Origin of the sequence: Streptomyces sp. NPDC102278 (assembly GCF_044766345.1) — a bacterium.
In the GTDB taxonomy this organism is placed as follows: domain Bacteria; phylum Actinomycetota; class Actinomycetes; order Streptomycetales; family Streptomycetaceae; genus Streptomyces.
This window is the reverse complement of the sequence record NZ_JBIWLV010000002.1, coordinates 337,003-361,898: the sequence shown is the minus strand read 5'-3', so window position 1 is coordinate 361,898 and position 24,896 is coordinate 337,003. Positions and strand designations below refer to the sequence as shown.

Genomic DNA, 24,896 nt, shown 5'->3' with positions numbered 1-24,896 from the left:
TGGAGGAACGGCCCGTGATCGACTCACGGGCGCCGGACAGCCACCCGTGAGGGGATCTGCCGATGCCGACGGACCCGCCGGGGGGCGCGCAGGATCCCGAGCCGCTCTGGTCCGAGCCGGGATCGCTCCTGGAGCACGTGTCGGTCGCGGTGTTCGGCATCGACGACGAGGGCCTGATCAGGTACTGGGGTCCCGGCGCCCGCGGCCTGTTCGGCCACGAGGCCGCGGCGGTGCTCTCCCGTCCCGCCGCCGCGCTCTTCCCCGCCTCGGAGCCCGACGCGGCCGGGCACCTCGTCGAGCGGGCCCGGACCCTCGGCTACTGGCGCGTACGGCTGCCCGTGCGGCACCGGGACGGCTCCGTCTTCGACTGCGGCTTCCGGGTCTTCCCGGTCACCGGCGCCGAAGGCGACTCCGTGATCATGGGCCTGGCCAGCAGGAGCGACGAGCTCGACCGGGTGAAGACCAACCTGTCCTTCCTCGACGCGCTCTTCGAGACCTGCCCGATCGGCCTGGTCATGCTCGACGAGGAGCTGCGCTACGTGCACCTCAACCAGGCGCTGGCCGACATGGACGGCATCCCCGTCACCGAGCACCTCGGCCGGCACATGGCCGACGTCATGATCACGTCGGACGACGGGGAGTACCGGCGGATGCTGCGGGGGGTCGCCCGGGACGGCCGCCCGGTGGTCGGCACGCTGGTGGGCCTGCGGACGAGCGGACACCCCGACCGCGACCAGGTGCGGTCGGTGAGCTTCTTCCCGCTGAGCGGCGCCGTGGGCACCCGGCGCGGGGTGGGAGGGCTGCTGATCGACGTCACCGACCGGGAGCGGGCCATCCTGGAGGCGACGTCCGCCCGCCGCCGGCTGGCGCTGTTGGACCGGGCGGCCGGCCACATCGGCACCACCCTGGACGTCGAGGTCACCGCGCGGGAGCTGGTCGAGGTCGTGGTGCCGGACTTCTGCGACGGATCCGTCGTGGAACTCGTGGAGTGGATGGACGATAGCGAGGAGTTCGATCCGGGGCTTCCGCTGTTCACCCGCAGGATCGCCTCGGGCACCACGCTGGACGCACCCGCCGTCGAGCTGGTCAGCGGCCTGAGAGAGGTCACCTACCCGCCGGGCTCCGGCATCCACCAGATGCTGAGCTCGGGCCGCCCCATCTGCGTCCGGGTGGACGAGGACTTCATCACCCGGACCGTCGTGCACCCACAGCGTGCCCGGCTGCTCATGGAGAGCGGCCTGGTCCGCATCCTCATCGCCCCGCTCATCGCGCGCGGCACGGTGCAGGGCCTCGCCATGTTCGGGCGCTCGGCGGCCCGCCCCGATTTCGCCGAACAGGACCTCGGGCTCGCCGGGGAGCTGGCCTCACGCGCCGCCCTCTGCCTGGACAACGCCCGCCTGTACAGCCGGGTCCAGGACATCGCCCTCACCCTCCAACGTTCCCTCCTGCCCAGCGCTCCGGCGGGCGGACCCCACGTCGACATCGCCCACCGCTACCTGCCCGGCGGCAGGGGCACCGAGGTCGGCGGCGACTGGTACGACGCCGGAGTCCTGCCCCACGACCGGGTGGCCCTCGTCGTCGGCGACGTGATGGGCCACGGGGTGCCCGCAGCAGCCGCCATGGGTCGGCTGCGGATCACCGCGAAGGCGCTCTCCCGGCACACCCGGGACCCCCGGGCGCTGCTGGAGGAACTCGACGCCTGCGCCCAGGACGTCGGCATCGAATGGGCGACCTGCGCGTACCTCCTGTACGACGCCCGCACCGGGCGAGCCGTGATCGCCAACGCGGGCCACCCGCCGCCACTGGTACGGCACCCCGACGGGACGATCGAGACCCTGGCGGAGGGCCTGGGAGTGCCGCTCGGGGTGGGCGGCGTGCCGTTCGCCTCGACGGAGGTCGAACTCCCCGAGGGCGCCGTCGTGGCCCTCTACACCGACGGGCTGATCGAGGCCCGCGGCCGGGACATCGACGCGGGCCTCGACGCGCTCCGGGAGGAACTGCGCGGCCCCGTCGGGTCGTTGGAAGCGGCGGCCGACCGGATCCTGTCGCACCTGCTGCCCGACACGGCGACCGACGACACGGTCCTCGTCCTGGCCCGGGTGCGCCGCGCCCGGTGACGTGCCCCGGCGTCGGGGCCGCCGCCGGTCACCGCCGCGCGGGGCGGGCCCGTACCGCCTCCAACCGTCGCTCGAAGGAGACGACCTCGTCCACGTCCGACTCCGGGGAGGCCGGACCGCCGGCCCCCGGCCGGCCCGGGCCCAGGAGCTCCGCCAACTCGGCCGCCGCCCGGCCGATGCGGCGGGGCAGCTCCTCCGTGAACGGGTCGCCCGTGTTCCCCCAGTCGGAGGTGGCCGCGTAGACGCCGGTGGGTACCACCACCGCGCGCAGGTAGGCGAACAGCGGACGCAGGGCGTGGGCGTGCTCCAGCACCAGCGAGTGCCGGCTGGTCCCGCCGGTCGCCGCGATGAGCACGGGACGGCCGGTGAGGGCCGTGTTCTCGATGAGATCGAAGAAGGACTTGAACAGGCCCGAGTAGGAGGCGGTGAACACGGGTGTGACGACGATCAGCGCGTCGCAGCCCCCCACTGCCCGCAACGCGGTCGCGAGGTCCGGCGGCGGATAGCCGGTGACGAGATGGGCGGCGATGTCACGGGCAAGCGGGCGGAGTTCGACGAACTCGATCGCGCAGGCCACCCCCAGCGCGTCCAGTGCCGTCCGGGTGGCGGCGGCGAGCCGGTCGGCGAGCAGCCGGGTGGACGAGGGATCGCTCAGACCGGCCGCGACCACCGTGATCCTCTTCGGCGCGCCGTCACTTCCGAGCGCGGCGGCGGGGTTCTCCCTCACGGGGCGACCCCGTCGCGTGCCGCCAGCCTGCCGGCATGGGTCGGCGCCGCCGCCGTGGCCGCGGGGCGCGCCGCGGCGAACTCCCGCCGCAGGACCGGCACGACCTCCTCGCCCAGGAGGTCGAGCTGTTCCAGGACGGTCTTCAGCGGCAGCCCGGCGTGGTCCATCAGGAACAACTGCCGCTGGTAGTCGCCGAAGTGCTCACGGAACCTCAGGGTGCGCTCGATGACCTGCGCGGGACTGCCGACCGTCAGGGGGGTCTGCTCCGTGAACTCCTCCAGCGAGGGACCGTGCCCGTACACCGGGGCGTTGTCGAAGCAGGGCCGGAACTCCCGTACCGCGTCCTGGGAGTTCTTCCTCATGAACGCCTGCCCGCCGAGGCCGACGATCGCCTGCTCCTCGGTGCCGTGGCAGTGGAAGGCGAACCGGCGCCGGTAGAGGCGGATCAGCCGCTGGTAGTGCTCCTTGGGCCAGAAGATGTTGTCGGCGAAGAAGCCGTCGCCGTAGTACGCCGCCTGCTCCGCCACCTCGGGGCTGCGGATGGAGCCGTGCCACACGAAGGGCGCCAGCCGAACTGCATGCGGCCCGCTCTCTCTCGGACCGGCCCGCGCGCTGCGCCGGCCGGCTGTCGTCCTTGTCGGCAAGGAGCGTACGAAGGGGGAGCGGGCGCGATGTGCCCGAGCGCGCACGCGGAGCTGACCCACCGTGCGCGTTCATCCGCCGCGTCCTCCGCTTGCCGTTCCGTTTCCGGCCGGCGCCGCTCGCGTCGGGACGGCGGGTGCGGTCAGTCCGGGACCCGGCGCGGGTCCCGGCGCGGGTCTCGTGCCGACAGTCCGGTGATCAGCAGGTCCAGGCCGAACTCGAAGCGGGCGGTGAAGTCGGTGCTGGTGAGCACCGGCAACGCGCGGGCCAGGTGCGGGTGGGTCTCGCCCGCGGCCGCCTCGCGCAGCCGCGCCGGATCGGCCGGACCGTCCGGGGTGAGGGCGGCCTGTTCCTCCAGGGTGTGGCCCAGGGTGAAGTCGGCCACCGCCAACAGGGCCCGCCCCGCGTCCTCCTCGCCGAAACCGGCCGTGATCAGCAGGGCGAGAACCGACTCCGCGAACCCGAGCGTGTTCGGGCCGGTCGGGTGCGTGCCGGCGTAGACCCGTGCCCCGTCCCGTCGCGCGAGCAGTGCCGCGCGCAGCGCCCGGGCGCGGCCGGCCAGTGCCGTCTGCCAGGCGCCGTCCGGGGGCGGGACATCGACCGTCGCCGAGGCCACCATCCGCTCGGCCATCTCGGTCAGCAGGTCGTCCTTCGTGGCGAAATGCCGGTACAGCGCGCCGGCTTGGGCGCCGACGGCGTCGGCGAGTCGCCGCATGGTCAGGGCTTCCAGGCCGTGTTCGTCCAACAGGCCCAGAGCCGTCTCGACGGTGCGGGCCCGGTCGAGGCGGGCGGGGCGGCCTCGCCCGGGAGTGGAGGTTGACAGGGAACTCATGGGCCTCACTATAGTGAACATCGTTCACGTGAACGCTGTTCACTTATTAGGGAGTACCTCTCATGGACACCGATGTGATCATCGTGGGCGCCGGCCCCACCGGGCTGATGCTGGCCTGCGAACTCGCCCTGGCCGGCGTACGGACCCGGATCATCGAGCGCCGCGCCGCCCCCCACCCGCACTCCCGCGCCCTGACCCTCCACCCGCGCAGCGTCGAGATCCTCGACCTGCGCGGTCTCGCCCCCCGCTTCCTCGCCCACGGCCGACCCGTCCCCGGCTGGCACTACGCGGCCCTGCCCACCCCGCTCGACTTCGCCGCCCTCGACACCCGCCACGGCTACACCCTGGCCATCCCGCAGGCCCGCACCGAAGCCCTGCTGGAGGAACGCGCCCGGGAACTCGGGGTCCGGATCAGCCGCGGCCTGCGACTCGCCGAGCTTGCCCAGGACGCCGAAGGGGTCACCTGTACCGTCCACACCGCCGACGCGGGGAGCGGTGACGGCGACGGCGGCGGTCCGCGAGACCGGGCGCCCCTGCGCGCCCGGTACCTCGTGGGCTGCGACGGCGGCCGCAGCGTCGTCCGGCAGGCGGCGGGCATCGCCTTCCCCGGAAGCGAGGAGACCCTGACCGGCGTGCTCGGCGACTTCGCCGGCCTGGGCGCCGACCCGGACGCCCTACGCCGGCTTCGCGCCGCCGGAGGCCTGGCCGTACCGCTGGAGAGCGGACTCACCCGCATCGTCCTGATCGACCCCGAACGCATGCGCACACCTTCCGCGGAACCCGTCACGACGGACGAGTTCCGCGCCTGCCTGAAGCGGCTCTGCGGATCGGACCTCGGCGTCGGCGAGCCGGCCTGGTCGTCCCGCTTCGGCAACGCGACCCGACTCGCCGAGCGGTACCGCTCCGGCCGGGTCCTGCTCGCGGGCGACGCCGCGCACATCCACTTCCCGGCCGGTGGCCAAGGCCTCAACACCGGCCTCCAGGACGCGTTCAACCTGGGCTGGAAGCTCGCCGCCGACCTCGGGGGCTGGTCCCCGCCCGGCCTCCTCGACAGCTACGACGGCGAGCGCCGACCCGTCGGCCGCGCGGTCACCGACAACACCGCCGTACAGACCCTGCTGGCCGAACTGACCCTGGTACCGGACCACGCCGCCCCGGCCGTCGCACTGCGCACGCTCCTCGACGAACTGCTCGGCCTGCCGGAGGTGAACCGCCTGCTCGCCGGGCGGGTCTCGGCCCTCGCCACCCGGTACCCGCTCCAAGGCGACCCGCCCGCGGGACGGCGCCTGCCCGACATCGCACTCACCGTGGCCGGCTCGTCCGTGCGACGGGCCTACGAGCTGTTCCACGAGGGGCACTTCGTCCTGCTCGACCTCACCGGCCGGCCGTCCCCGGGCGGCCCCGACGCGCACGCGCACCCCCGCCTCACCCGGGCGGGCGTCACCGGGCACGACCCGCACGACGACCTCGACGGGGTAGCCGAACTCCTGGTCCGGCCCGACGGACACATCGCCTGGACCACGCGCACCGCGGATCCGCGCCCGCGCGCCGTCGAACGGGCCACCGCCCTCGCCGCGGCGATGGACCCCGGCCACGTGTGATCCGGCGGCCGACGGCCACGTCGTGTGTTCGGCCGGTAACCGCCTTATTCCGCGGCGAGCACGGTCTCTAGCATCCAGAGCGTTCCGGTACTCGTTCCGCGACGCGGCCGGACGGTCGAGGTTTCCACACGCTCCGGACCCACCCGACGATTCCCGCTGTGCGGATCGGCGGAGCGGGACCGGGCGTTCGACCGGACCCCCCACCTCAGGCAAGGCCACCGACAACCGATCGGAGCATCATGCCCGGTGTCTTACTCGCCGGCGGCGCGACCGCCGTGTTCCTCGCCGGAACGTTCCTCGCCCCGCAGGCCCCGGCCGGCATCACCGTGCCGCCCGACAAGATCGTCATCGAGCTCGCGACCGTCAACGGATCCGGTTGCCCGCTCGGCACGGCGGCCGTCGCCGTGTCGGCGGACAACACGGCCTTCACCGTCACCTACAGCCAGTACCTGGCGCAGGTCGGTCTCGGTTCCCAACCGACGGACTTCCGCAAGAACTGCCAGCTCAACCTGATCGTGCACGTCCCGCAGGGCTTCACCTACGCCGTCGCGAGCGCCGACTACCGCGGGTACGCCCACCTGGAGAGCGGGGCCAACGCGACCCAGAAGGCCTCGTACTACTTCCAGGGTTCCCCCGACACGGCGAGCAGGAGTCACCGCTTCAACGGCCCGCTCGACAACAACTGGCAGGTCACCGACACCACCGACTGGGCCCAGCTCGTCTGGGCGCCCTGCGGCGCCCAGCGCAACTTCAACATCAACACCGAGTTGCGTGCCAACGCCGGCACCTCGGACCCGAGGAAGACGAACAGCTTCATCGCCATGGACTCCACCGACGGCGCCATCCAGACCGTCTACCACCTCGCGTGGAAGACCTGCCCCGAGCGCTGACCCCCGAGCGCTGACCCCCGACGCTGACCCCCGACGCTGACCCCCGGCGCCGACCCCGAGCGTCGCCCCGGGCACCGATCCCGGGCGCCGGTCCGGTCGGCGGTCCGGTCGGCGTTCCCCGGGTGCGGGCCGGCGTCTTCGCCGCGCCCGCACCACGGGCCCGCCGGGCCGCCCGCGGGGCACCGATTCGGTGACGGCGCCGGCCGACCGGCGGACAGGCGGCGCCGGACGTCTGCACAATCGGGGGGTGATCGATGACGACCCGTACATGTGGTTGGAAGAAGTGAGCGGCCCCCGCGCCCTGGCCTGGGCGGCCGAGCGGACCGCGGAGACGACGGACCTGCTGGCCCGCGGCCCCGGGTTCGCGGCCCTGGCAGCCGACCTGCGCGAGGTCCTGGACGACGAGCGACGGATCCCGTACGTCCGCCGTCGCGGCCGCCACCTGTACAACTTCTGGCAGGACGCCGCCCACGTCCGGGGCGTCTGGCGCCGCACCACGCCGGAGGAGTACGCCAAGGACCTCCCGGACTGGGAGACGGTGCTGGACGTCGACGCCCTGGCCGCCGACGAGGCCGAGGACTGGACGTGGTCGGGCGCCGAGGTGCTGTACCCCGGACACCGGCACGCCCTGGTGCACCTCTCCCGGGCGGGGACCGACGCCGTGGTGGTGCGCGAGTTCGACCTGGCGACCCTGGCGTTCGTCACCGGTGGGTTCGAGGTGCCCGAGGGCAAGACCAGGATCGACTGGATCGACGCGGACGAGGTCTACGTCGGCGCCGACCTCGGACCGGGCTCGCTCACCGCGTCCGGCTACCCCGCCACCGTGCGCAGGTGGCGCCGCGGCACGCCCCTGGAGCGGGCCCCCCTCGTCTTCGAGGTGGAGAGCGAGGATCTGGCCGCGGCCGGCTGGTTCGACCCGACCGAGGGCTTCGAGCGCCACTTCCTGTCCCGACAGCGGGACTTCTGGAACCGGAACCTGTACCTCCTGGGCGAGGACGGCCGGCCCGTCGAGATCGACGTGCCGGGCGACGCCGCGGCGTACGCCCACCGCGACTGGCTGGTGGTCGCCCCGAAGTCCCCCTGGCTCGGCCACCCGGCCGGCTCCCTGTTGGCCTTCGACTTCGACGCGTTCCTCGCCGGGGACCGCGAGGCGGCCGTGCTGTTCGAACCGGACGAGCGCACCGCCCTCGCCGGCCATTCCTGGACCCGCCACCACCTGATCCTGCAGACGCTGAGCGACGTCTCCACCCGCATGGAGGTCCTGACCCACACGCCCGGGGGCTGGCGCCGGGAACTGCTCGCGGACGTACCGCCGCTCGCCGCGGCCTCGATCACCGGAACGGACCCGCACGAGAGCGACGAGTACTTCCTGCACGTCTCGGGACACCTGCTGCCGGCCACCCTCCACCGGGGCGAGATCGGCGGCGGCAGCGAGGTGGTCAAACAGGCGCCCGCCCTCTTCGACACCACCGGGCTGACGGTCCGACAGCACTTCGCGACCTCCGCGGACGGCACCCGCGTGCCGTACTTCGTCATCGGCCCCGAAGCCGGCCCCGGGCCGACCCTGCTCTACGGTTACGGCGGCTTCGAGGTGTCCCTGACCCCCGGGTACGACGCCGTCACCGGGCGGGCCTGGCTCGCCCGCGGCGGGACCTACGCGATCGCGGGCATCCGGGGCGGAGGCGAGTACGGGCCCCGATGGCACCGGGCCGCGCTCAAGGCCGAGCGGTCGAAGGCGTTCGAGGACTTCGCCGCCGTCGCCGGGGACCTGGTGGCCCGCGGGATCACCACCCCCGACCGGCTGGGCATCGAGGGGCGCAGCAACGGCGGCCTGCTCATGGGAGCCATGACGGTCCGCTACCCCGAACTCTTCGGCGCCGTCGTCATCGGCTTCCCGATCCTCGACCTCCTGCGCTTCCACCGGCTCCTCGCGGGCGCGTCCTGGACGGCCGAGTACGGGGACCCCGACCGGGCCGAGGACCGCGCGCACCTGGAGGCCATCTCCCCGTACCACGCCTTCCGGCCGGACCGGCCCTACCCGCCGATCCTGATCCTCACCGCGACCAGCGACGACCGGGTCCACCCGGGGCACGCGCGCAAGGCGGCCGCCCGACTGCGGGAGTTGGGGCACGTCGTCCACTTCCACGAGACGGCCGGCGGAGGGCACGCGGGCGCCACCGACAACGCCCAGGCGGCCGTGAACGAGGCGCTGACCCACACCTTCCTCTGGAACCGCCTGGGTTGAGGACCGGTCCCCGGCCGGCCCGCGGGATCAGCGTGCGGGCGGCATGTCGTAGGTGACCCACATGGTGCGGGTCGCCACCCGGTCGTACTTGGACCGTGCCCGGTGGTTGTCGTCGGCGGTGATCCAGCGGACCACGCTCCAACCGCGCTCGGCGGCGATCTCGGCCAGGCGGGACAGCAGCAGGTCGGCGGCGCCGTGGCCGCGGCGCTCGGGGGCGACGAACAGGTCGTCGAGGAAACAGCCGACCGTCGCCGAGAGGGGACGCGCGTACGGGCGGTAGTGCGCGAGGCCGACGAGCCGGCCCTCGCCGTCCTCGGCGACCAGTGCCTCCACCTCGTGCGCGGGGTCGTGCACCCACGACCACACCAGCGCGGCGGCCTCCTCGGTCTGCTCCACCCGGTAGAAGTCCGCGTAACCGCGGTAGAGGACCCGCCACTGCTCGAAGTCCGCCGGCCGTGCGGCACGGACGTGGACGGTGCTCGAACCGCGGTTCGCGTCGGCTGCCATGGGGGTGTCTCCTCTGGTCGGGTGGGCGCTGCCGCGGGGCGCGGCGGCGATCGCGGCACCGCCGTCGTCGCCTTCGCGCATCGATCATCGTCGACACCGCGGCGCGGGGAACGCGCCGGCGTGTCGAACGTCCGCCGCGCGATGCGCCGCCGCGGCCGGATGACGGGACGGCGCGGGCCGCGTAGCGGGACGGGTCGGGCGCGGCCGCATGGAGGAAGGGGGTTCGGGTAACCGCGTGTTCGGAGCGGCCGACCCGGCGCACCGACGCCCGGATGATCGGGCGCTCCGGCACCGACCTGTATGGAAGGGGTACTCATGGCGCACGTCGAGGAGTACGTGGAGGTCAACGTCCCTGTACGGACGGCCTACAACCAGTGGACTCAGTTCGAGAGCTTCCCCGCCTTCATGGAGGGCGTCGACCGGGTGGAGCAGCGCGACGACACCCTCACCCACTGGGTCACCAAGGTCAACGGGGTGGAGCGCGCGTTCGACGCACGCATCACGGAACAGGTCCCGGACCGCCGCGTGGCCTGGACGACCGTGGACGGTGAGACGCGCCAGGCCGGACTGGTCACCTTCGAGGCGGTCGACGCGACCACCACCCAGGTCTCCCTGCACATGAATTGGATCCCCGACGGCCTCGCCGAGAACGCCGCCGACAAGCTCGGTCTCGTCAAGCGCCGGGTGAGCGGCGACCTCAAGCGGTTCAAGGTGTTCATCGAATCCCGCGGTGCCGAGACCGGCGCCTGGCGCGGTGAGGTGTGAGTACGGCCAGAGCGGGCGTGGTGGGCGAGGGCGTCCGGTCCGCCTCGCGCGGCGGAACGGCCCGGTCCGTCACGGCCCGGTGCGGGTTGGCGGCGCGCGGCGCGCTGTACATCCTCATAGGACTGATAGCCGTCCGTGTCGGATTCGGCAAGGGCGGCGGGGAGGCCGACCGGCAGGGGGCGCTCCAGGAACTGGCCGGCAAACCGTTCGGAAGCGTCCTCGTCTGGGCCGTCGGCATCGGCCTCGTCGGCATGGTGCTGTGGCGCCTGTCGGAGGCCGCCTTCGGCGCGGCCGGCCCCAAGGGTGACAAGGCGTCGAAGCGTCTCATGGCGGCGGGGCGGGCCGTCTTCTACGGAGCCGCCGCCTTCTCGGTACTGTCCTTCGCGACGGGTTCCGGAGGGGGCGGGTCCGGCGACGAGCAGTCGCGCGACTGGACGGCGTCCGCGCTGGGGCTGCCCGCCGGACGGTGGTTGGTGGGCGCCGTCGGCATCGGGATCGCCGTCGCGGGCGTGGTCATCGCGGTACGGGCGGCCCGACGCACCTTCCGCAAGCACCTGGACATGACCGGGGTGTCCGAGCACTGGCGCAAGGCCGTGGACGTCCTCGGCGTGACCGGCGGCGTCGCCCGCGGTGCGGTCTTCACGGTGGTGGGCGCATTCGTCCTGTACGCCGCGTGGCGCTACGACCCGAGCCAGGCGAAGGGCATGGACGACACCCTGCGGACCTTCACCCAGACCCCGGCCGGCCCCTGGCTGCTCATCGCCGTGGCCATCGGACTGGTGCTGTTCGGCGTGTTCTCGTGGGCGATGGCACGGTGGCGCAAGGTCTGAGTACGGCGCCCCCGGCCCGCCCCTGGATCGCGAGGGGGCCGGGGCACCGGCTCGTCGAGGCCACCGACCCGCGAGGGTCGGTGGCCTCGGGCGTCAGGCCGGCCCGCCCTCGTCGTTCTCGATCATCTCGGTCATGTCGGCCGTGTCGGCGGCCGGCGGGGCGGTGATCGCCCGCGCGACACCGAAGGACAGGAAGTCCATCCTGACGGTGGTCGTCCCGAAGGTCTGGTTCATCCGGGCGGGCATGCCCTTGTCGTCGACCCAGACGTCGGCCACGAGTTCGCCGCCCGTGCCCAGCGCGTTGTACACGGCCGCCGCGTCACCGAGCTTGTCGGCCGGGACCGAGGCGTGGTAGTGGACCGCCTTCTTGCCGTTGACCTGCTCCGTTCCGACCTTCGTGACGCCCCGGGCGTACTTGAGGGACTTCAGACCGGCGGTCGGGTCGCTCTCCGCCCGGCTCATGCCGGCCGCGCCCGCCTCGCCGAGAACGGCTGACGCCTCGACCTTCAACCAGGTCTTGCCCTTGAGCGGGCCCTCCTCGGCCGGGTCGACGCCGTAGTAGTACGCGCCGTCCACGAGGCGCATCGTGATGGTGCCGTCCGCGACCAGTTCCTCCATCTCGAGGTCCTTGGCCGGCATCTCGGTCTCCATCGCGAGGCCGTTGCCCCAGGAGTAGACGCCCTTCATGGACACCGGCTTGCCGCCCGTGTCGGGCGAGGTCACCGTCATGTCTATGTCCGCCGAGCCCGCCTTCGACGCTTCGTCGGAAGCCTGCGACAGCGCCGCGACCAGCGCCTCCGCCGAGTCGGCGGCCTGCTTGGCGACCGGGCTCGCCGAACAGCCCACCGCACCCACCGTCACGAACAGCGCCGCGGTGACACCCGCGGCAGCCTTGCCTGCCTTCATCCCCACCCCTTGTGCAGAACCTTCATCTTTATGAGGAGCCTACATTCGGCCGGCGGGCCGGACCGCCGGCCGGTCAGCGCCGTTGCGCGGGGGACGGGGGACTGGGGACGGAAACCACCGGCTTGCGGGCCACCACGTACGCCTGAGGCACCTGCTCCACGCCCTCGTCGGGCTCCCGCAGCAGCCGCGCACGGACCACGAACCCGGCCCGGCCCAGCGCCTCGGCGATCCATTCCGGCCGCTGTCGACGGAAGTCGAGCGCCACCTCGTGGCCGAACGGCCGGTCCACGCGCAAGGAAGTGTCGCCCACCTGGAAGGACAGCATCAGGTGACCGCCCGGGGCCAGCACCCGATGGAACTCGGCGAACACCCCCGGCAGTCGCTCCCGCGGTACATGGATGATCGAATACGAGGCCAGGAGGCCGCCGAGGGAACCGTCCGCCAGGTCCAGAGCCGTCATGGAACCCTCGTCGAACCGCAGGTGCGGGTACGAGTTCCGGGCCAACGCGACCATGGCCGACGACAGGTCGAGCCCGAACACGGACAGCCCCAACCCGTCCAGGTACGCCGTCAGACGACCGTCCCCACAGCCGACGTCGGCGACCGGCCCGGCGGCGCCGGCCCCCACGAGTTCGGCGAACCCGGCCAGCATCGCCCGGTCGAACGGCCTGCTCACCAGCCAGTCGCCGAAGTGCTCGGTGTAGTCGCGGGCCACGGTGTCGTAGAACACCCGGGCGGTGTCGAGGAAATCCGATCCGGTCATGGCCGAACACCCTATCCGCCGGCGGAGGCCGTGCGCGCGGGGCGACTCGGCGTGCACCCGGCGCCGCCACCCGACGGGGAGGCCCCCGACCGCCGGGGCGGTCGGGGGCCACGCGTCAGGCGGACGCGCCCCGGGCGTACACCGCCGCGGGCACGGGGGCGTACCCCACGGGCCGGGTGGTGAACGTGCCCCGGCCCTGGCTGCGACCGCGCAACCGGGACGCGTACCCGAAGAGTTCGGCCAGCGGAACGGTCGCGGTGATCGAGGTGGTTCCGGTCCGCGTAGTGGACCCCGCGACCCGCCCGCGCCGCGCCGCCAGGTCACCGAGCACGCCGCCGACAGCTTCGTCGGGGACGGTCACCACGACCTCGACCACGGGTTCCAGCAACTCCATGGTCGCGCCGCGCAGCGCCTCGCGCAGCGCGAACCGACCCGCCGCCCGGAACGCCATCTCCGAGGAGTCCTTGGAGTGGGTGGCGCCGTCGGTCAACGTGACCCGCAGCCCCGTCACCGGATGGCCGCCGAGGGGACCCTCGGCGAGCGCGTCGCGGCAACCCGCCTCCACCGCGCGGACGAACTCCTGCGGCACCCGGCCGCCGACGACCACGGAGCGGAACACGAAACCGTCGACCCCGCCCGAGCCGTCGGAGCCGGAGCCGGAGCCGGGACCCGAGCCGTCGCCGTCGCCGTTCAAGGGGGCTACGTCGATGACCACGTGGGCGAACTGGCCCGCGCCACCGTCCTGCTTCACGTGCCGGTACACCAGCCCGGACACTCCGCGAGCCACCGTCTCCCGGTAGGCCACCCGGGGGCGACCCACCTCGACGCGCAGCCCGTGGTTGAGTCGGATCTTCTCCACCGCGACCTCCAGATGCAGTTCGCCCATTCCCGACAGCACCGTCTGCCCCGTCTCGGAATCCGTCCGCACGACGAGCGACGGGTCCTCCTCGACCAACCGGGCCAACGCCGACGACAGCCGACCGATGTCCGCCCGGGTGCCCGCCTCGACCGCCACGGACACCACCGGAGCGGCCACCGCGGGCGGTTCGAGGACCAGTGGCGCGTCCGGAGCGCACAGCGTCGTCCCGGCGCGGGTGGACTTGAGCCCGACCACGGCGACGATGTCACCGGCCACCGCCTGATCCACCTCGGCGTGGCGGTCCGCCTGGACGCGCAGGATGCGCCCGATCCGCTCGGTCCGGCCCGCCGTCGCGTCGAGCACGGTGTCCCCCTTGCGCACCGTTCCCGAGTAGACGCGCAGGCACGTCAGCCGCCCGGTCGCCGTCGCGTTCACCTTGAAGGCCAACGCGGCGAACGGAGCCGCCGGATCGGCGACACGCTCCTCCACCCCCTCCGCGGCGCTCCCGTGGAGCGCGGTAGCGCGCACCGGCGGCATGTCCGCGGGTGAGGGGAGGTAGTCCACGACGGCGTCGAGGAGCGGCTCCACGGCGCGGTTGCGGTACGCGGATCCGCACAGCACCACCACGCCCTCACCACCACGCGTCAGTTCACGCAGCGCGGCGACCAGCGTGGAGGCGCAGAGGGTCGACGTGGCGCAGTACTCCTCCAGGGCGGCCGGGTGCAGCTCCGCCACCCGCTCGTCGAGCAGCCGACGGCGCCGGAGCGCCTCTTCCCGCAGGGCGTCGGGGACCGGGAGCACCTCGAAGGTGCCGGACCCGGACCCGCCGGCGGCCGGTCCCCAGACCAGCGCGCGCATGCGGACGAGGTCCACGACCCCGGTGAACCCGTCCTCCTGCCCGATGGGCAGCTGGACCACCAGGGGAACGATGTGGAGCCGGTCCCGCAGCGACGCGACGGCCGCGTCGAGGTCCGCGCCGACCCGATCCATCTTGTTGACGAACGCGATGCGGGGCACACCGTGCCGATCCGCCTGGCGCCACACCGACTCGCTCTGCGGTTCGACGCCCGCGACGGCGTCGAAGACGGCGACGGCGCCGTCAAGGACGCGCAACGACCGCTCCACCTCGTCGGCGAAGTCGACGTGTCCCGGGGTGTCGATCAGGTTGATCCGGTGCTCGTTCCAGGTACAACTCACCGCGGCCGCGAAGATGGTGATGCCGCGATCGCGTTCCTGCGGGTCGTAGTCGGTGACGGTCGTCCCGTCGTGGACCTCACCGCGCTTGTGAGTGGTTCCGGTCGCGTACAGGACCCGTTCGGTGAGGGTGGTCTTGCCGGCGTCGACGTGGGCGAGGATGCCGAGGTTGCGGACGGTGGTCAGAGGTGTGGTGCGCATGGCCCGAGGCCTTTCCGAGGGCATGGGTGTGAGGGCGGCGCGATGGGTGGAGGAGGCGACGGGGGACGGTCCGGTACCGCTTGCCCGGCGTACCGCGTGCCGGCGTACCGCGTGCCGGCGGCGTGCCGCAGGGCGGTTTCCGGGTACGACGAGGCGCCGCGAACGGGGGCCGCGCGCGGTGCGCGACCGGCTCGTCCGCCGGGCGGGTCAGGTCTTCTTCGTCACTTCGTCACTTCGTCTCGGACATCCGGTGACGGCCGCGCAGCCGTTACCGGGAAACCGAGGACACCAGGATCACGTCGTACCGGGACCGGAGAGCGTGGACGGCGGTGCGGTGACACATGGCCGGGCTCCCCTCGTGGACTGGTTCGACGAAACACGCGCCGCGCTCTTCGTGGCACACACCGGCGAGTCTAGGGACGCGCGGCGGACGGGGCATCACCTTTTTGACGCCGCCCGGCGAGCACGGCCCCGACGAGCATCGCCCCGCCCGGGGGTCGGCCGGACGGCGGATCGCGACGCGCCGGCATGCCGGGCCCCGGCGAGGGGCATCAGGTCCTCGTGAAGTCCGGGAAATACAGGGGCGGTCGGTACGGGGACGCGCTCCCGAGCCTGCTACGGGCACTGGTCGTCCTCGGCGCGGTACTCGCCGTCCTCTTCAGCGCGCGGGCCCTCGAACGGGGCCACGAGGCGACTGTCGTGTTCGGACGGGCGTCCGTGTGCGGCGGGGAGGACTGTGTCCACGAGGAGACGGGCGAGGTCCGCGACCGCAGGACCGGGCAGACCTGTACGTCGAACGGTACGAGCGGCGGCACGACCGCGGGCGGGGTACCGGCCACCATCGGCGGCGCCGCCGCCGGCGCGGGCGGGGCGGGCGGGGCACCCGTGACGATCGGGGGTGGTGGCGGCAACGCAGGCACCAGCTGCACGAGGTACCACGACGTGAAAGTGGCCTGGAGCGGTGGCGCCGACTGGTTGGGCGTGGCCGAGGAGACCTACGAGAAGGCCAGGGCGGGTGATCGGGCACGGCTTCGGACCTGGCAGGGACAGGTGGTCCGACTGGAGGTCGGGGGACGCGTCCGCACCTACCCGCCCGCATCGGAAACGGGCTTGTGGTCAAGGGTGTTGCTGCTCTGGCTCGGCCTCGGGGTCGGTGCCTGGGCGCTGGTGAGCGCTCGGCGGTCGGTCTTCTACGGTCTGGCCGTCCCGTGGTGCGTGGTGGCCATGCCGACCACGCTGTTCGGGCCGGGCCTGCTGATGTGGTCGCCCCCGGCCTTCTGCGGCGCGCTGACCCTGTTGACGGTGGGCCTGGCGTTGGGGGCGCGGACGGGTCACCGCTTCTGAGCCGGACAGGCGGGCGCCGACCGCCGGGTGCCGGACGGGGCGAGGGGGTGACGGGGTGACGGTCCCGTTCCTCGTCCTCCCGCCGTGAACTCCTCCCGGGTGCGGCATGACACGGGTCAATGCCGCACGCGCGAGGCCCCGTTGGCCCTGAGCGCCCCCGTCGGGGGCGCCGAGGTGATCTCAGGTCCCGGGCTTGTTCCCGTAGACGAAGACGTCATCGCCGTTCTTCAGCATGTTCCAGTACGTCTTGGCGTCCGTGATCCGCATGTTGACGCACCCACCGGACCCGGGCGGGTTCCACATGCTCTTGTCCACGGAGTGGAAGGCGATGCCCCCGTCGAAGAACTGCGAGTAGGGCATGGAGACGTTGTAGATCGTCGACCAGTGGTTGATGTTGCGGTAGTAGATCTTCTTCAGGCCGGTCCGGGTCTCCGTCCCGTCCTTGCCGGTGCGCACCGGCACCGGACCGTAGACCAGCTTCGCGCCGTCCTGCACCCAACTGAGCTGTCGGGTCAGGTCCACACAGGCGATACGTCCCAGATTGGTCGGACACTTGCCCGCCTTGTTGGGGGTGGTGCCGGCCGCCCGCTGGTCCAACATGGTGCTCATCGTGCGCCAGGTGAGCGGCCCCGCGTAGCCCGCGGTCGGCGTGATGCCGTGGGTCGCCTGGAACGACCTGATGGCGGTGCAGTCGGCCGCCGACTGCACTCCGTCGACCGGCCGTCCCAGGAACTGCTCGACCTGCCGCTGGTACGGCCCGGTGGTCACGTTGCAGGTGGCGGCCTGTGCCGTGCCGCCACCGGCCACCACCAGCGGCGCCGCCAGCGCCACCGCCCCGCCGACCACGACCGCGGCCCTTCGTCTCGTACGTATGCGCATGGATTTCACATCGGCCTCCCCATGGGGTTGTTCCCACCTGTGAGGCGGAACGTACAGGCGATCGGCGCCGGTTGGGATCCGGGTGCCGTAAATCGCCTCGTACGCATGCCGTAGGGGTGTGGACGTGACCGGGTGAATCCGTTCCCTTACCCGATGTGATCGGACCGGGGTCGCCCCGGACCCGACGGGGGGTCGCCCCGGGCTCGACGAGGTCGCCCCTGACTCGACCCGGAGTCGGCCGTCAGGCCCCGGGTGCGGCCGTGGCCCGGCGTACGGACTCGACCACCGCCGCGCGGTGTCGTGAGAGGCGCTCGGCCGGCCAGTCGACGCCCTGACCGCCGGCCGCCGGGCCGCCCACCGCGCCGAACCAGGCCTGGGACAAGCCCAGTACCAGCGTCAGCACATCGGCGGGATCCAGGGACGGATCGACGCGGCCGGCCCGCTGGGCCCGCTCCACCTCCGCGATCTTGTCGCGGTAGGAGGCCGCCTCGACGTCCGTGCTGCCGGGGCGTTCCAGCTGCTTCCACAGGACGAGCCGCATCAGCGACGGTCGCTCGACGAGGTGGTCGAAGACGGCTCCCGCGTATCCCGCCAGGTCGTCGGCGTCGAACGGCACGGACTCCGCACCCGACTCCAGTGCCCGTAGCAGCACCGCGTCGAAGAGATCCTCCTTGTTGCCGAAGTAGACGTAGATGAGCCGCTTGTTCGCCTGCGCCGCCTCGGCGATGCGGTCCACCCGCGCACCGGCGATGCCGTACGTCGCGAACTCGGAGAAGGCCGCGTCGAGCAGGCGTGCCTTGGTTGCGCTGGAATCCCGTGCCATGCGGGCAGCCTAGCAAGTAACTATCTGGTTATTGACATCCCGCGCGGCTCGGGTGCATGGTTGACCTATCCAGTTAGTTACTTACCTGTAGAGGGGCATGTCATGGAGATCCGCGCACTGGGCGGTCAGGGACTCGAGGTCGGCGTCGAGGGCCTTGGTCTGATGGGAATGAGCGCCCATTACGGCGCCACCGACGAGACCGAGTCGCTGGCCACCATCGACCGGGCGCTGGAGCTCGGGGTGACGCTGCTCGACACGGCCGAGGGCTACGGACCGTTCGTCAACGAGCAGCTCCTCGGCAAGGCCCTCGCCGGCCGCCGCGAAGCCGCGGTGATCGCCACCAAGACGGGTGTCGAGTTCACCGACGACGGTGCCCTCCGGGGCCACAACGGCACCCCGGAGTACATCCACCGGTCGGCCGAGCGGTCCCTGCGCCACCTCGGCACCGACCACATCGACCTGTACTACCTGCACCGCGTCGACCCGAACGTGCCCGTCGAGGAGAGCGTCGGCGCGATGGCCGAACTCGTCGCGGCCGGCAAGGTTCGCCACATCGGCCTGTGCGAGGTCGCGCCCGCCACCATCCGGCGGGCCCACGCGGTCCACCCGCTCGCGGCCGTGCAGACCGAGTACAGCCTCTTCGAGCGGGGCATCGAGCACGACGGGGTGCTGGACGTCCTGCGCGAGCTGGGCATCGGGCTCGTCGCGTACTCGCCGCTCGGCCGAGGTTTCCTGTCCGGGGCGGTCACCAGCCCGGACGACTTCGCGGCGGACGACTTCCGGCGCACGGACCCCCGCTTCCAGGGCGAGAACTTCGACCGCAACCTCGCCGTCGTCGAGCAGGTCCGTCGCCTCGCCGAGGAGAAGGGTGTCACTCCCTCACAGCTCGCCCTCGCCTGGACGCTGCGCCGGGGCGCGGTGCCCATCCCGGGCACCAAGCGCCGCCGCTACCTGGAGGAGAACGTCGCCGCGACCGCCGTGACGATCACGGACGCCGAGCTGGCCGCCATCGACGCCGTGGCCCCGCACGGCGTGGTCTCGGGCGACCGGTACGCGCCCGAGCTGATGGCCGCTCTGAACGGCTGACCGGTCGCCGGGCGGGCCGCGGGCCCCTCCGGAGGGACCGCCTCCGTCCCACGGGGCACGGAGGCGACGGCCCGGCGCTACTGCTTGTTCTTGGCCAGGTCCTCCTGGAAGGCCTTCGCGCAGGTGGGGCCATTGTCCACGGCGATGAAGGAGACGACCAGAAGGCTGCCGGCCTTGCCGTGGTGGCTCGCCTTCACCGTCCAGCCGCTCTTGTCCAGCGACTTGATGACGGACATCGGCTGGTCCGAGGTCCGGGTCTCCTTCCAGCCTCCCTTGACGAGGGCGGCGACGGTGGCGTCGAAGGACTGCTTGGAATCGGCCGCCTTCTTGCCGTCCGGGCTCCAGGACACCATGCAGGACCGGAGGCTCGCCGGGACGTCGTCCCCCGACTTCTCCGTGAAACCGGCGGTCGTGGCCGCGTCCGCGATCTCCTTCTTCACCGCCGCGGCGTCCAGGGTTCCCGCGCCCTGTTCCGCCGGGGTCGCGGCCCCGGACGCGGGCGCCCCGCCGCCCTTCGGCTTGTCGGCGCCGCCCTCGCTCCCACAACCCGCTACGAGCAACACCACACCGGCAGCCGCGGCCACCCACTTCACCTTGCGCACAACTCTCCCGATTCCGCCTGAACGAAGGCCCCTTGGCCCCGTGATCAAGGAGGGAGTCTGTCAGGGCACGACGACGGCCGCGGGGAACGGCGGGGCCGAGGGGACGTGAGTCCGATCACTTGGAGAGCGGTACGGCCGCCCTTGCCGCAGCCCGCCGGCCCTCCCGCTCGGGCGCCGCCCGCACCCGCGCTGACGTCGGAGTATGACCGAACGGTCACAGGTCGGGGGAGGGGGAACGGCCCGGGCCCATCGAGCATCTAGACCTCCGGCGGATCCCGTGGGATCCGCCGGCGAACGGTATCGGCGAGAGCCGGCGGACCGCCGGTCATCGCATGGGCGGTGCGGCGGCCGCCGGAGGCGAATGTCAAGGCGGGGCTGGGATGAAGGCGGTAACGGTGGCGGACGGTTCCTCGGACCCTGCGCAGGCACCGGAGGCTTCGGGCACTACGGAGACCGCGGCGCGACCGGGGACCTCGGAAACGGGAGCGGGGCGGGCGAGCGGCGTCGAGCCCGGGAGGACGGACGGAGAGGAGACGACCGGGGCCGGGTCCGCGGAGGCCGACCCGACCGAAGAGTCTCCCGAGGAGGCCGAGGGCGTCGACGCGCCCGAGTCCTCGGAACGGGCCGCGGGGCCCGGCGACAGCCGGGAGGAGTCCGAGGAGCCGGCCGACCCCGAGGCGACGGCAGGGGCTGAAGCGCCGAGCGAATCCGAGCGGCCCGCCGACCCCGAGCGGCCCGCCGACCCCGAGCGGCCGGCCGACCCCGACGAGGCACCGGAAGCCGAGCCGGCGCCGACCCCCGACCGGGCGGAGTCCCCTGAGCCCGGCCCCGACCCCGACCCCGAGCCCGAGCCGGAGCCCGGGCCCGAGCGGAAGTCGAAGCCTGATTCGGCAGCCCCGCAGGCCAGGGCAACCCCGGAAGCCCCGGAGACCTCAGAGACCCCGGAGACCGAGGAAGCCGACGAGGGCTCCGCCCCCGCCGGGGAGGCGGCCGGGGGAGCCGCATCGCAACCGAAGGCGGAACCCAAGGCGGAACCGAAGGCGGAACCCAAGGCGGAACCCAAGGCGGAACCGAAGGGCGGAGCGCCCGGGTCCACGACGGTACGCGTGCCTTCGTGGGCCCGGGACAGCGCGCAGGACGCCGAGCGGACCAGTGAGTTCCTCCCGCTGAAGGAACTGGACGCCCCCACCCCGCGCCCTACCCCGGCCCCCGCCCCCACCCCGCGCCCGGCCTCCGCCCCCGCGCCCGCTGCGTCGGCTCCCGCACCGGCCGCCCTCGTCCCCGAGGCCACCCGGGAGGTCCCGCAGCCCCCGCAGCCGCCGCTGGACCTGTTGGCCGCGCTCACCAACACCCCGCCGCCGACGGAGACCCCCCGCCGGACCGCGCTGCGGCGCGTCAAGATCTGGACGCCGATCGTGCTGGTCCTCGCCGGGTGCTTCGCCGGGGCGCAGCTGATGCGTCCCTTGCCGGAACCCAAGCTCGTGGCCGGGCAGGCCTTCCACACCGTCGACGGGCAGCTCACCCTTCCCTGGCCCGCGCAGGGGCAGGGCGCCGTCCGTGTGCCCGGTTCCGGTGACATCGCGGTGTTCGGCGAGCAGAAGCCGGTCCCCACCGCGAGCGTCGCCAAGGTCATGACGGCCTATGTGATCCTCAAGGACCATCCGTTGGTCAAGCCCAGCGACAAGGGCCCCGACATCACGGTCGACGCTGCGGCGGTGGCGGACGGGACCTCCGAGGACGAGTCCCGCATCGAGGGGCTCAAGGCGGGGGCCACGTACAGCCAGCAGGACATGCTCAAGATGCTCATGATCCCCTCGGGCAACAACGTCGCCCGTCTGCTGGCGCGTTGGGACTCCGGCACGGACTCCCAGGACGCCTTCGTCGCGAAGATGAACGCCGCCGCCGCGGAACTCGGCATGAAGGACACCGTCTACACGGATCCCAGCGGCCTGGACAAGGCGACCGTCAGCACCGCCGTCGATCAACTGAAGCTCGCCGAGGCGGTGATGAGGAACGACGCCTTCCGCGCGATCGTCAAACTGCCCAACGCGACCATCCCGGGGCTGCCGAAGCCGATCTACAACAACAACGACAGCCTGCTCACGGCAGCGGACCTCAGTGTCAAGGGCATCAAGACCGGGTCGAGTTCGGCGGCCGGCGGCACGCTGCTGTGGGCCTCGTTCAAGTCGGTGGGCGAGGAGACGCCCCTGATCCTCGGCACGATGATGGACCAGCACGCGGGCGGCCCCGACGTGAACGGCGGCGACAGCCTGAAGCTGGTGAAGGAGAACAGCAGGAAGGTGATCGAAGCCGTCCGGCGGGCGCTCGCCTCTACTCCGGTCATCCACAAGGGGCAGTTGGTCGGTCACGTGGACGACGGACTCGGCGGGCGCACCCCGCTCGTCGCGACGAAGGACCTGAACGCGATCGGCGTTCCGGGTCAGCGGCTGCGACTCACGCTCGGCGCCGGCGGCGCCGCGCTGCCCCACACCGCCAAGGCCGGCGCCGAAGTGGGCGTGCTGACGGTCGGTGACGGCGCCGGCGCCAAGACCGTACCGGTGGCGGTGGGCGTCGACCTGGCCGAGCCCTCGTTCGGGAACAGGCTCACCCGACTCGGCTGACGGGCCCGCTGGGTCCCCGCCCGGGCTGCCCCGGGCGGGGACCGCCGGGGGCAGGCGCGTCAGGCCCGGGGTTTCGCGCGGACGTGCATGCGCTCCCCCTGCCGTCCGAAGAGGCTGAGGACTTCGACGGGCCGTCCGTCCGCACTGCTGAACCAGTGCGGAACCCGGGTGTCGAACTCGGCCACCTCGCCGGCGCCGAGGACCAGGTCGTGTTCGCCGAGGACCAGCCGCAGCCGGCCGTTCAGCACGTACAGCCACTCGTAGCCCTCGTGCGTCCGCGGGGAGGGCTCGCCGCCCCGGTCGGTGATGATCATCTTGTACGCCTGAATGGCGCCCGGGGTGCGGGACAGGGGCACGTACACCCCACCGTTCGGCAGGGCGTGGGGCGTCAACCGCACCCGGGGGTCACCCACTTCGGGCGCTCCCACCAGGTCGTCCAGGGGTACGTGGTACGTGCCGGCGAGGGGCAGCAGCAGCTCCAGACTGGGGCGACGCTGCCCGGACTCCAGCCGGGACAGGGTGCTCTTGGAGATGCCGGTCGCCTCGGAGACAGCCGCCAGGGTGAGTCCGCGCGCGGCGCGTACGCGCCTGAGCCGGGGGCCGACCTCGTCGAGGACCGCGCGGTAGGGCTGTGGTCTGTCCATGGGGGCATTCCATACCGTCGTTCCGGAACCGGCAACAAAGATTGTCACTCCGCAACGGCCGGTGCACTCTCGCCGGCCACGGTGCTCTCCCGCTCGGCACCGGCACCGGCAGCGCAACGTCGCGCTGCCCACGCCGGCGCACGTATTCTCGGCCGCCGTCCGGCAGGTCCAGTGGGTGGTCCTCGCCCGCCTCCTGGCCGTCACCGCCCTGATCGTCGGCGCCGGACGGCTCGGCGACCTCGTGGGCCGCCGCCGGCTGCCGCTCGCCGGGATCGCGGTGTTCACGGCCGCCTCCGTCCTGTGCGCCGGCGCCCCACCTCTGGTCGCTGATCGTCGCCCGGGCGGTGCGGGGCATCGGGGCGGCCGTCACGATGGCCCTCACCATGGCGTTTCGTGGCCGATACGGTTCCCAGGGCGCGGATCGGCGGCGCCATCATGACGGCGAGCCCGCGGGCCGTCGCGACGGGCGTGCGGTTCACCTTCGCGGTGGGGGCGGCGCTGATCCTCTGCGCGCTCGTCCTGGCGGCGGGCAGCGGTTTCCTCGCGCGGGCGTTCCCGTCCGGGACGACCGGTACGGACACGCCCGACGTACCGGGCGCCCCGCCGGGCCGTGCCGCCACCGGGGCCGGGCGGACGCGGCCCTGACCAACCGCCGGCCCGCCCCGGGCCGGGACCGGGGCGGCGTCCGAGCCGTCAGGCCGTGGCCAACTGCGGGATCAGTCGGAGCGCGTTGTCGTGGTGGATCCCCTGGACCTGTTCGGGGGTGAGGTCCGGGTCGGCGTCGAGAGCGGGCAGCGCCAGGTCCAGCACCGTGTCGGCGGGGGCGGCGGGCCAGTCGGTGCCGAAGAGGACGTGGTCGGCCGGGGCGTGGGCGAGGAGGGTCGCGGCCGGCGCCATGGGGCCCGCCGTGTCGTAGTAGAAGCGCCGGAGGTGATCGCGGACCGCGGCGGGCTCGATGGGCGGGTCACAGAACCGTCCGAGGGCTTCCAGCCGCGGCGCGATGTACGGGAGGAAGCCACCGGCGTGCGGCAGGATCACCGAGATGTCCGGGAAACGGTCCAGCGTCCGCCTGCTGATCATGTTCACTGCGGCCCGTGTGGTGTCCAACAGGAAGTCGCACATGAAGTTCGGGATGCCGGGGACCGTCGGTGCGCCGGGGGGACCGCCCGGGAGGTGGTGCGGATGGGTGTCCACCACGGCGGAGGCCTCGTTCAGCTCGGCGAACACCCGGTCGTAGGAGGGGTCCCCGAGGTAGACGCCGCCGTGGTTCGCCGTCACGTTCACGCCCACGGCGCCGAGCTGCCCGAGTCCGCGGCGGATGGCCCAGGAGGACGAGTCGAGGTCGTCCAGGAAGAGCGGCACGTAGTGCAGGAAACGGCCCGGATGGGCGGCGCTCACCTCGATCATCGAGCGGAGCGTGATGGTGATCGCCTCGCGGAGCTGCGCCGACGACCGGTAGCGGGCCGGCAGCATCGGCTTGAGCACCGCCGTCGTGATGCCCGCGAGGTCCATGAAGCGGACCGCTTCCTCGATCCCCAGCTCCGCCCAACGCGGCAACTGTCCCGGGGCGATCAGCTCATGGCGCTCGGCCCACTCGCGCCATTGCGGCGCGCAGTAGTGGTGGTGCATGTCGATCTTCGGTCGGGCGCCGTGTCCCGTGCCCAGTACCGGCGGGGAATCGTCCGTGGCGACGCGGGCCAGGTCACCGACGAGGTCGCCCGTGACCGCCGAGGGGGCCAGGAGCCCCTCGGCGGGCGCGCGCACCAGGCGCAGGCCGGAGGTGGTGTTCATGGGGTTCTGCATGCCAAATCACCGTCC

At 72.8% G+C, this 24,896-nt stretch carries 22 protein-coding genes; 10 read left to right on the top strand and 12 right to left on the bottom strand.

Annotated features, from left to right (window positions below):
• Window positions 1-62: 62 nt before the first annotated feature.
• Window positions 63-2,117: a SpoIIE family protein phosphatase gene (locus ACIRO3_RS06500; protein ID WP_404133179.1), complete on the top strand. Its 2,055-nt coding sequence runs from the start codon at window positions 63-65 to the stop codon at window positions 2,115-2,117.
• A 28-nt stretch (window positions 2,118-2,145) separates the two neighbouring features.
• Here the strand turns inward: ACIRO3_RS06500 and ACIRO3_RS06495 are convergent, their stop codons facing one another.
• The 3 genes from ACIRO3_RS06495 to ACIRO3_RS06485 all read right to left on the bottom strand — a co-directional run bounded on the left by ACIRO3_RS06495 (window position 2,146) and on the right by ACIRO3_RS06485 (window position 4,318).
• Complete coding sequence (locus tag ACIRO3_RS06495) at window positions 2,146-2,844, bottom strand: FMN reductase (RefSeq protein WP_404133176.1); 699 nt, start codon at window positions 2,842-2,844, stop codon at window positions 2,146-2,148.
• The gene (locus ACIRO3_RS06490) at window positions 2,841-3,533 is read right to left on the bottom strand and encodes an LLM class flavin-dependent oxidoreductase (RefSeq protein ID WP_404134091.1); all 693 of its coding nucleotides are present in this window, start codon (window positions 3,531-3,533) and stop codon (window positions 2,841-2,843) included. Before ACIRO3_RS06490 ends, ACIRO3_RS06495 begins: the two co-directional genes overlap by 4 nt.
• Window positions 3,534-3,628: 95 nt before the next feature.
• On the bottom strand, window positions 3,629-4,318 hold the full coding sequence (locus ACIRO3_RS06485; protein WP_404133173.1) for a TetR/AcrR family transcriptional regulator C-terminal domain-containing protein: 690 nt from the start codon (window positions 4,316-4,318) through the stop codon (window positions 3,629-3,631).
• 62 nt (window positions 4,319-4,380) lie between these two features.
• Between ACIRO3_RS06485 and ACIRO3_RS06480 the strand changes: the two genes are divergently transcribed.
• The 3 genes from ACIRO3_RS06480 (at window position 4,381) to ACIRO3_RS06470 (ending at window position 9,054) form a co-directional block, all read left to right on the top strand.
• A complete protein-coding gene (locus ACIRO3_RS06480; RefSeq protein ID WP_404133171.1) occupies window positions 4,381-5,919 on the top strand; it encodes an FAD-dependent monooxygenase in 1,539 nt (512 codons plus the stop codon).
• A gap of 239 nt (window positions 5,920-6,158) precedes the next feature.
• Window positions 6,159-6,809, top strand: coding sequence for a DUF4360 domain-containing protein (locus ACIRO3_RS06475; RefSeq protein WP_361776305.1), 651 nt, complete (start codon window positions 6,159-6,161; stop codon window positions 6,807-6,809).
• Between the two features lie 268 nt (window positions 6,810-7,077).
• A complete protein-coding gene (locus tag ACIRO3_RS06470; RefSeq protein WP_404134089.1) occupies window positions 7,078-9,054 on the top strand; it encodes a prolyl oligopeptidase family protein in 1,977 nt (658 codons plus the stop codon).
• 27 nt (window positions 9,055-9,081) lie between these two features.
• Here ACIRO3_RS06470 and ACIRO3_RS06465 read toward each other — a convergent pair whose 3' ends face one another.
• Window positions 9,082-9,561: a GNAT family N-acetyltransferase gene (locus ACIRO3_RS06465; RefSeq protein WP_404133168.1), complete on the bottom strand. Its 480-nt coding sequence runs from the start codon at window positions 9,559-9,561 to the stop codon at window positions 9,082-9,084.
• A gap of 315 nt (window positions 9,562-9,876) precedes the next feature.
• Here ACIRO3_RS06465 and ACIRO3_RS06460 point away from each other — a divergent pair, with 315 nt between their 5' ends.
• Entirely contained in the window at window positions 9,877-10,326 is a 450-nt protein-coding gene (locus ACIRO3_RS06460) for an SRPBCC family protein (protein ID WP_361776311.1), read from the top strand.
• Window positions 10,323-11,156, top strand: a complete 834-nt coding sequence (locus tag ACIRO3_RS06455; protein ID WP_404133166.1) for a DUF1206 domain-containing protein — start codon at window positions 10,323-10,325, stop codon at window positions 11,154-11,156. The genes ACIRO3_RS06460 and ACIRO3_RS06455 overlap by 4 nt, the downstream gene beginning before the upstream one ends.
• A 93-nt stretch (window positions 11,157-11,249) precedes the next feature.
• On the opposite strand, the gene ACIRO3_RS06450 is transcribed toward ACIRO3_RS06455, so the two are convergent.
• The 3 genes from ACIRO3_RS06450 to fusA form a co-directional block, all read right to left on the bottom strand.
• A complete protein-coding gene (locus ACIRO3_RS06450) occupies window positions 11,250-12,062 on the bottom strand; it encodes a hypothetical protein (protein WP_404133163.1) in 813 nt (270 codons plus the stop codon).
• A 73-nt stretch (window positions 12,063-12,135) separates the two neighbouring features.
• Window positions 12,136-12,825, bottom strand: coding sequence for a class I SAM-dependent DNA methyltransferase (locus ACIRO3_RS06445; RefSeq protein ID WP_404133161.1), 690 nt, complete (start codon window positions 12,823-12,825; stop codon window positions 12,136-12,138).
• 115 nt (window positions 12,826-12,940) lie between these two features.
• On the bottom strand, window positions 12,941-15,079 hold the full coding sequence (gene fusA, locus ACIRO3_RS06440; protein WP_404133158.1) for an elongation factor G: 2,139 nt from the start codon (window positions 15,077-15,079) through the stop codon (window positions 12,941-12,943).
• Window positions 15,080-15,640: 561 nt separating this feature from the next.
• Between fusA and ACIRO3_RS06435 the strand changes: the two genes are divergently transcribed.
• Window positions 15,641-16,423 (top strand): hypothetical protein, encoded by a 783-nt coding sequence (locus ACIRO3_RS06435; RefSeq protein ID WP_404133155.1) that lies wholly within the window; start codon window positions 15,641-15,643, stop codon window positions 16,421-16,423.
• Between the two features lie 180 nt (window positions 16,424-16,603).
• On the opposite strand, the gene ACIRO3_RS06430 is transcribed toward ACIRO3_RS06435, so the two are convergent.
• Entirely contained in the window at window positions 16,604-17,302 is a 699-nt protein-coding gene (locus tag ACIRO3_RS06430; RefSeq protein ID WP_404133152.1) for a L,D-transpeptidase family protein, read from the bottom strand.
• A gap of 241 nt (window positions 17,303-17,543) precedes the next feature.
• Window positions 17,544-18,125 (bottom strand): TetR family transcriptional regulator, encoded by a 582-nt coding sequence (locus ACIRO3_RS06425; protein WP_361776329.1) that lies wholly within the window; start codon window positions 18,123-18,125, stop codon window positions 17,544-17,546.
• Window positions 18,126-18,227: 102 nt separating this feature from the next.
• On the opposite strand from ACIRO3_RS06425, the gene ACIRO3_RS06420 reads away from it, so the two are divergent.
• Complete coding sequence (locus ACIRO3_RS06420; protein ID WP_361776331.1) at window positions 18,228-19,211, top strand: aldo/keto reductase; 984 nt, start codon at window positions 18,228-18,230, stop codon at window positions 19,209-19,211.
• Between the two features lie 77 nt (window positions 19,212-19,288).
• Here the strand turns inward: ACIRO3_RS06420 and ACIRO3_RS06415 are convergent, their stop codons facing one another.
• Window positions 19,289-19,795 carry a hypothetical protein gene (locus ACIRO3_RS06415; RefSeq protein WP_404133147.1) on the bottom strand — a complete coding sequence of 169 codons (507 nt, stop codon included), beginning with the start codon at window positions 19,793-19,795 and terminating at the stop codon, window positions 19,289-19,291.
• Between the two features lie 398 nt (window positions 19,796-20,193).
• Here ACIRO3_RS06415 and ACIRO3_RS06410 point away from each other — a divergent pair, with 398 nt between their 5' ends.
• Window positions 20,194-22,434 (top strand): serine hydrolase, encoded by a 2,241-nt coding sequence (locus tag ACIRO3_RS06410; RefSeq protein ID WP_404133145.1) that lies wholly within the window; start codon window positions 20,194-20,196, stop codon window positions 22,432-22,434.
• 59 nt (window positions 22,435-22,493) lie between these two features.
• Here ACIRO3_RS06410 and ACIRO3_RS06405 read toward each other — a convergent pair whose 3' ends face one another.
• Window positions 22,494-23,078, bottom strand: a complete 585-nt coding sequence (locus tag ACIRO3_RS06405; protein ID WP_361776340.1) for an XRE family transcriptional regulator — start codon at window positions 23,076-23,078, stop codon at window positions 22,494-22,496.
• A gap of 393 nt (window positions 23,079-23,471) precedes the next feature.
• On the opposite strand from ACIRO3_RS06405, the gene ACIRO3_RS06400 reads away from it, so the two are divergent.
• Window positions 23,472-23,723: a hypothetical protein gene (locus ACIRO3_RS06400; RefSeq protein WP_404133142.1), complete on the top strand. Its 252-nt coding sequence runs from the start codon at window positions 23,472-23,474 to the stop codon at window positions 23,721-23,723.
• Between the two features lie 48 nt (window positions 23,724-23,771).
• Here the strand turns inward: ACIRO3_RS06400 and ACIRO3_RS06395 are convergent, their stop codons facing one another.
• Complete coding sequence (locus tag ACIRO3_RS06395; RefSeq protein WP_404133140.1) at window positions 23,772-24,881, bottom strand: amidohydrolase family protein; 1,110 nt, start codon at window positions 24,879-24,881, stop codon at window positions 23,772-23,774.
• Between the last annotated feature and the right edge of the window lie 15 nt (window positions 24,882-24,896).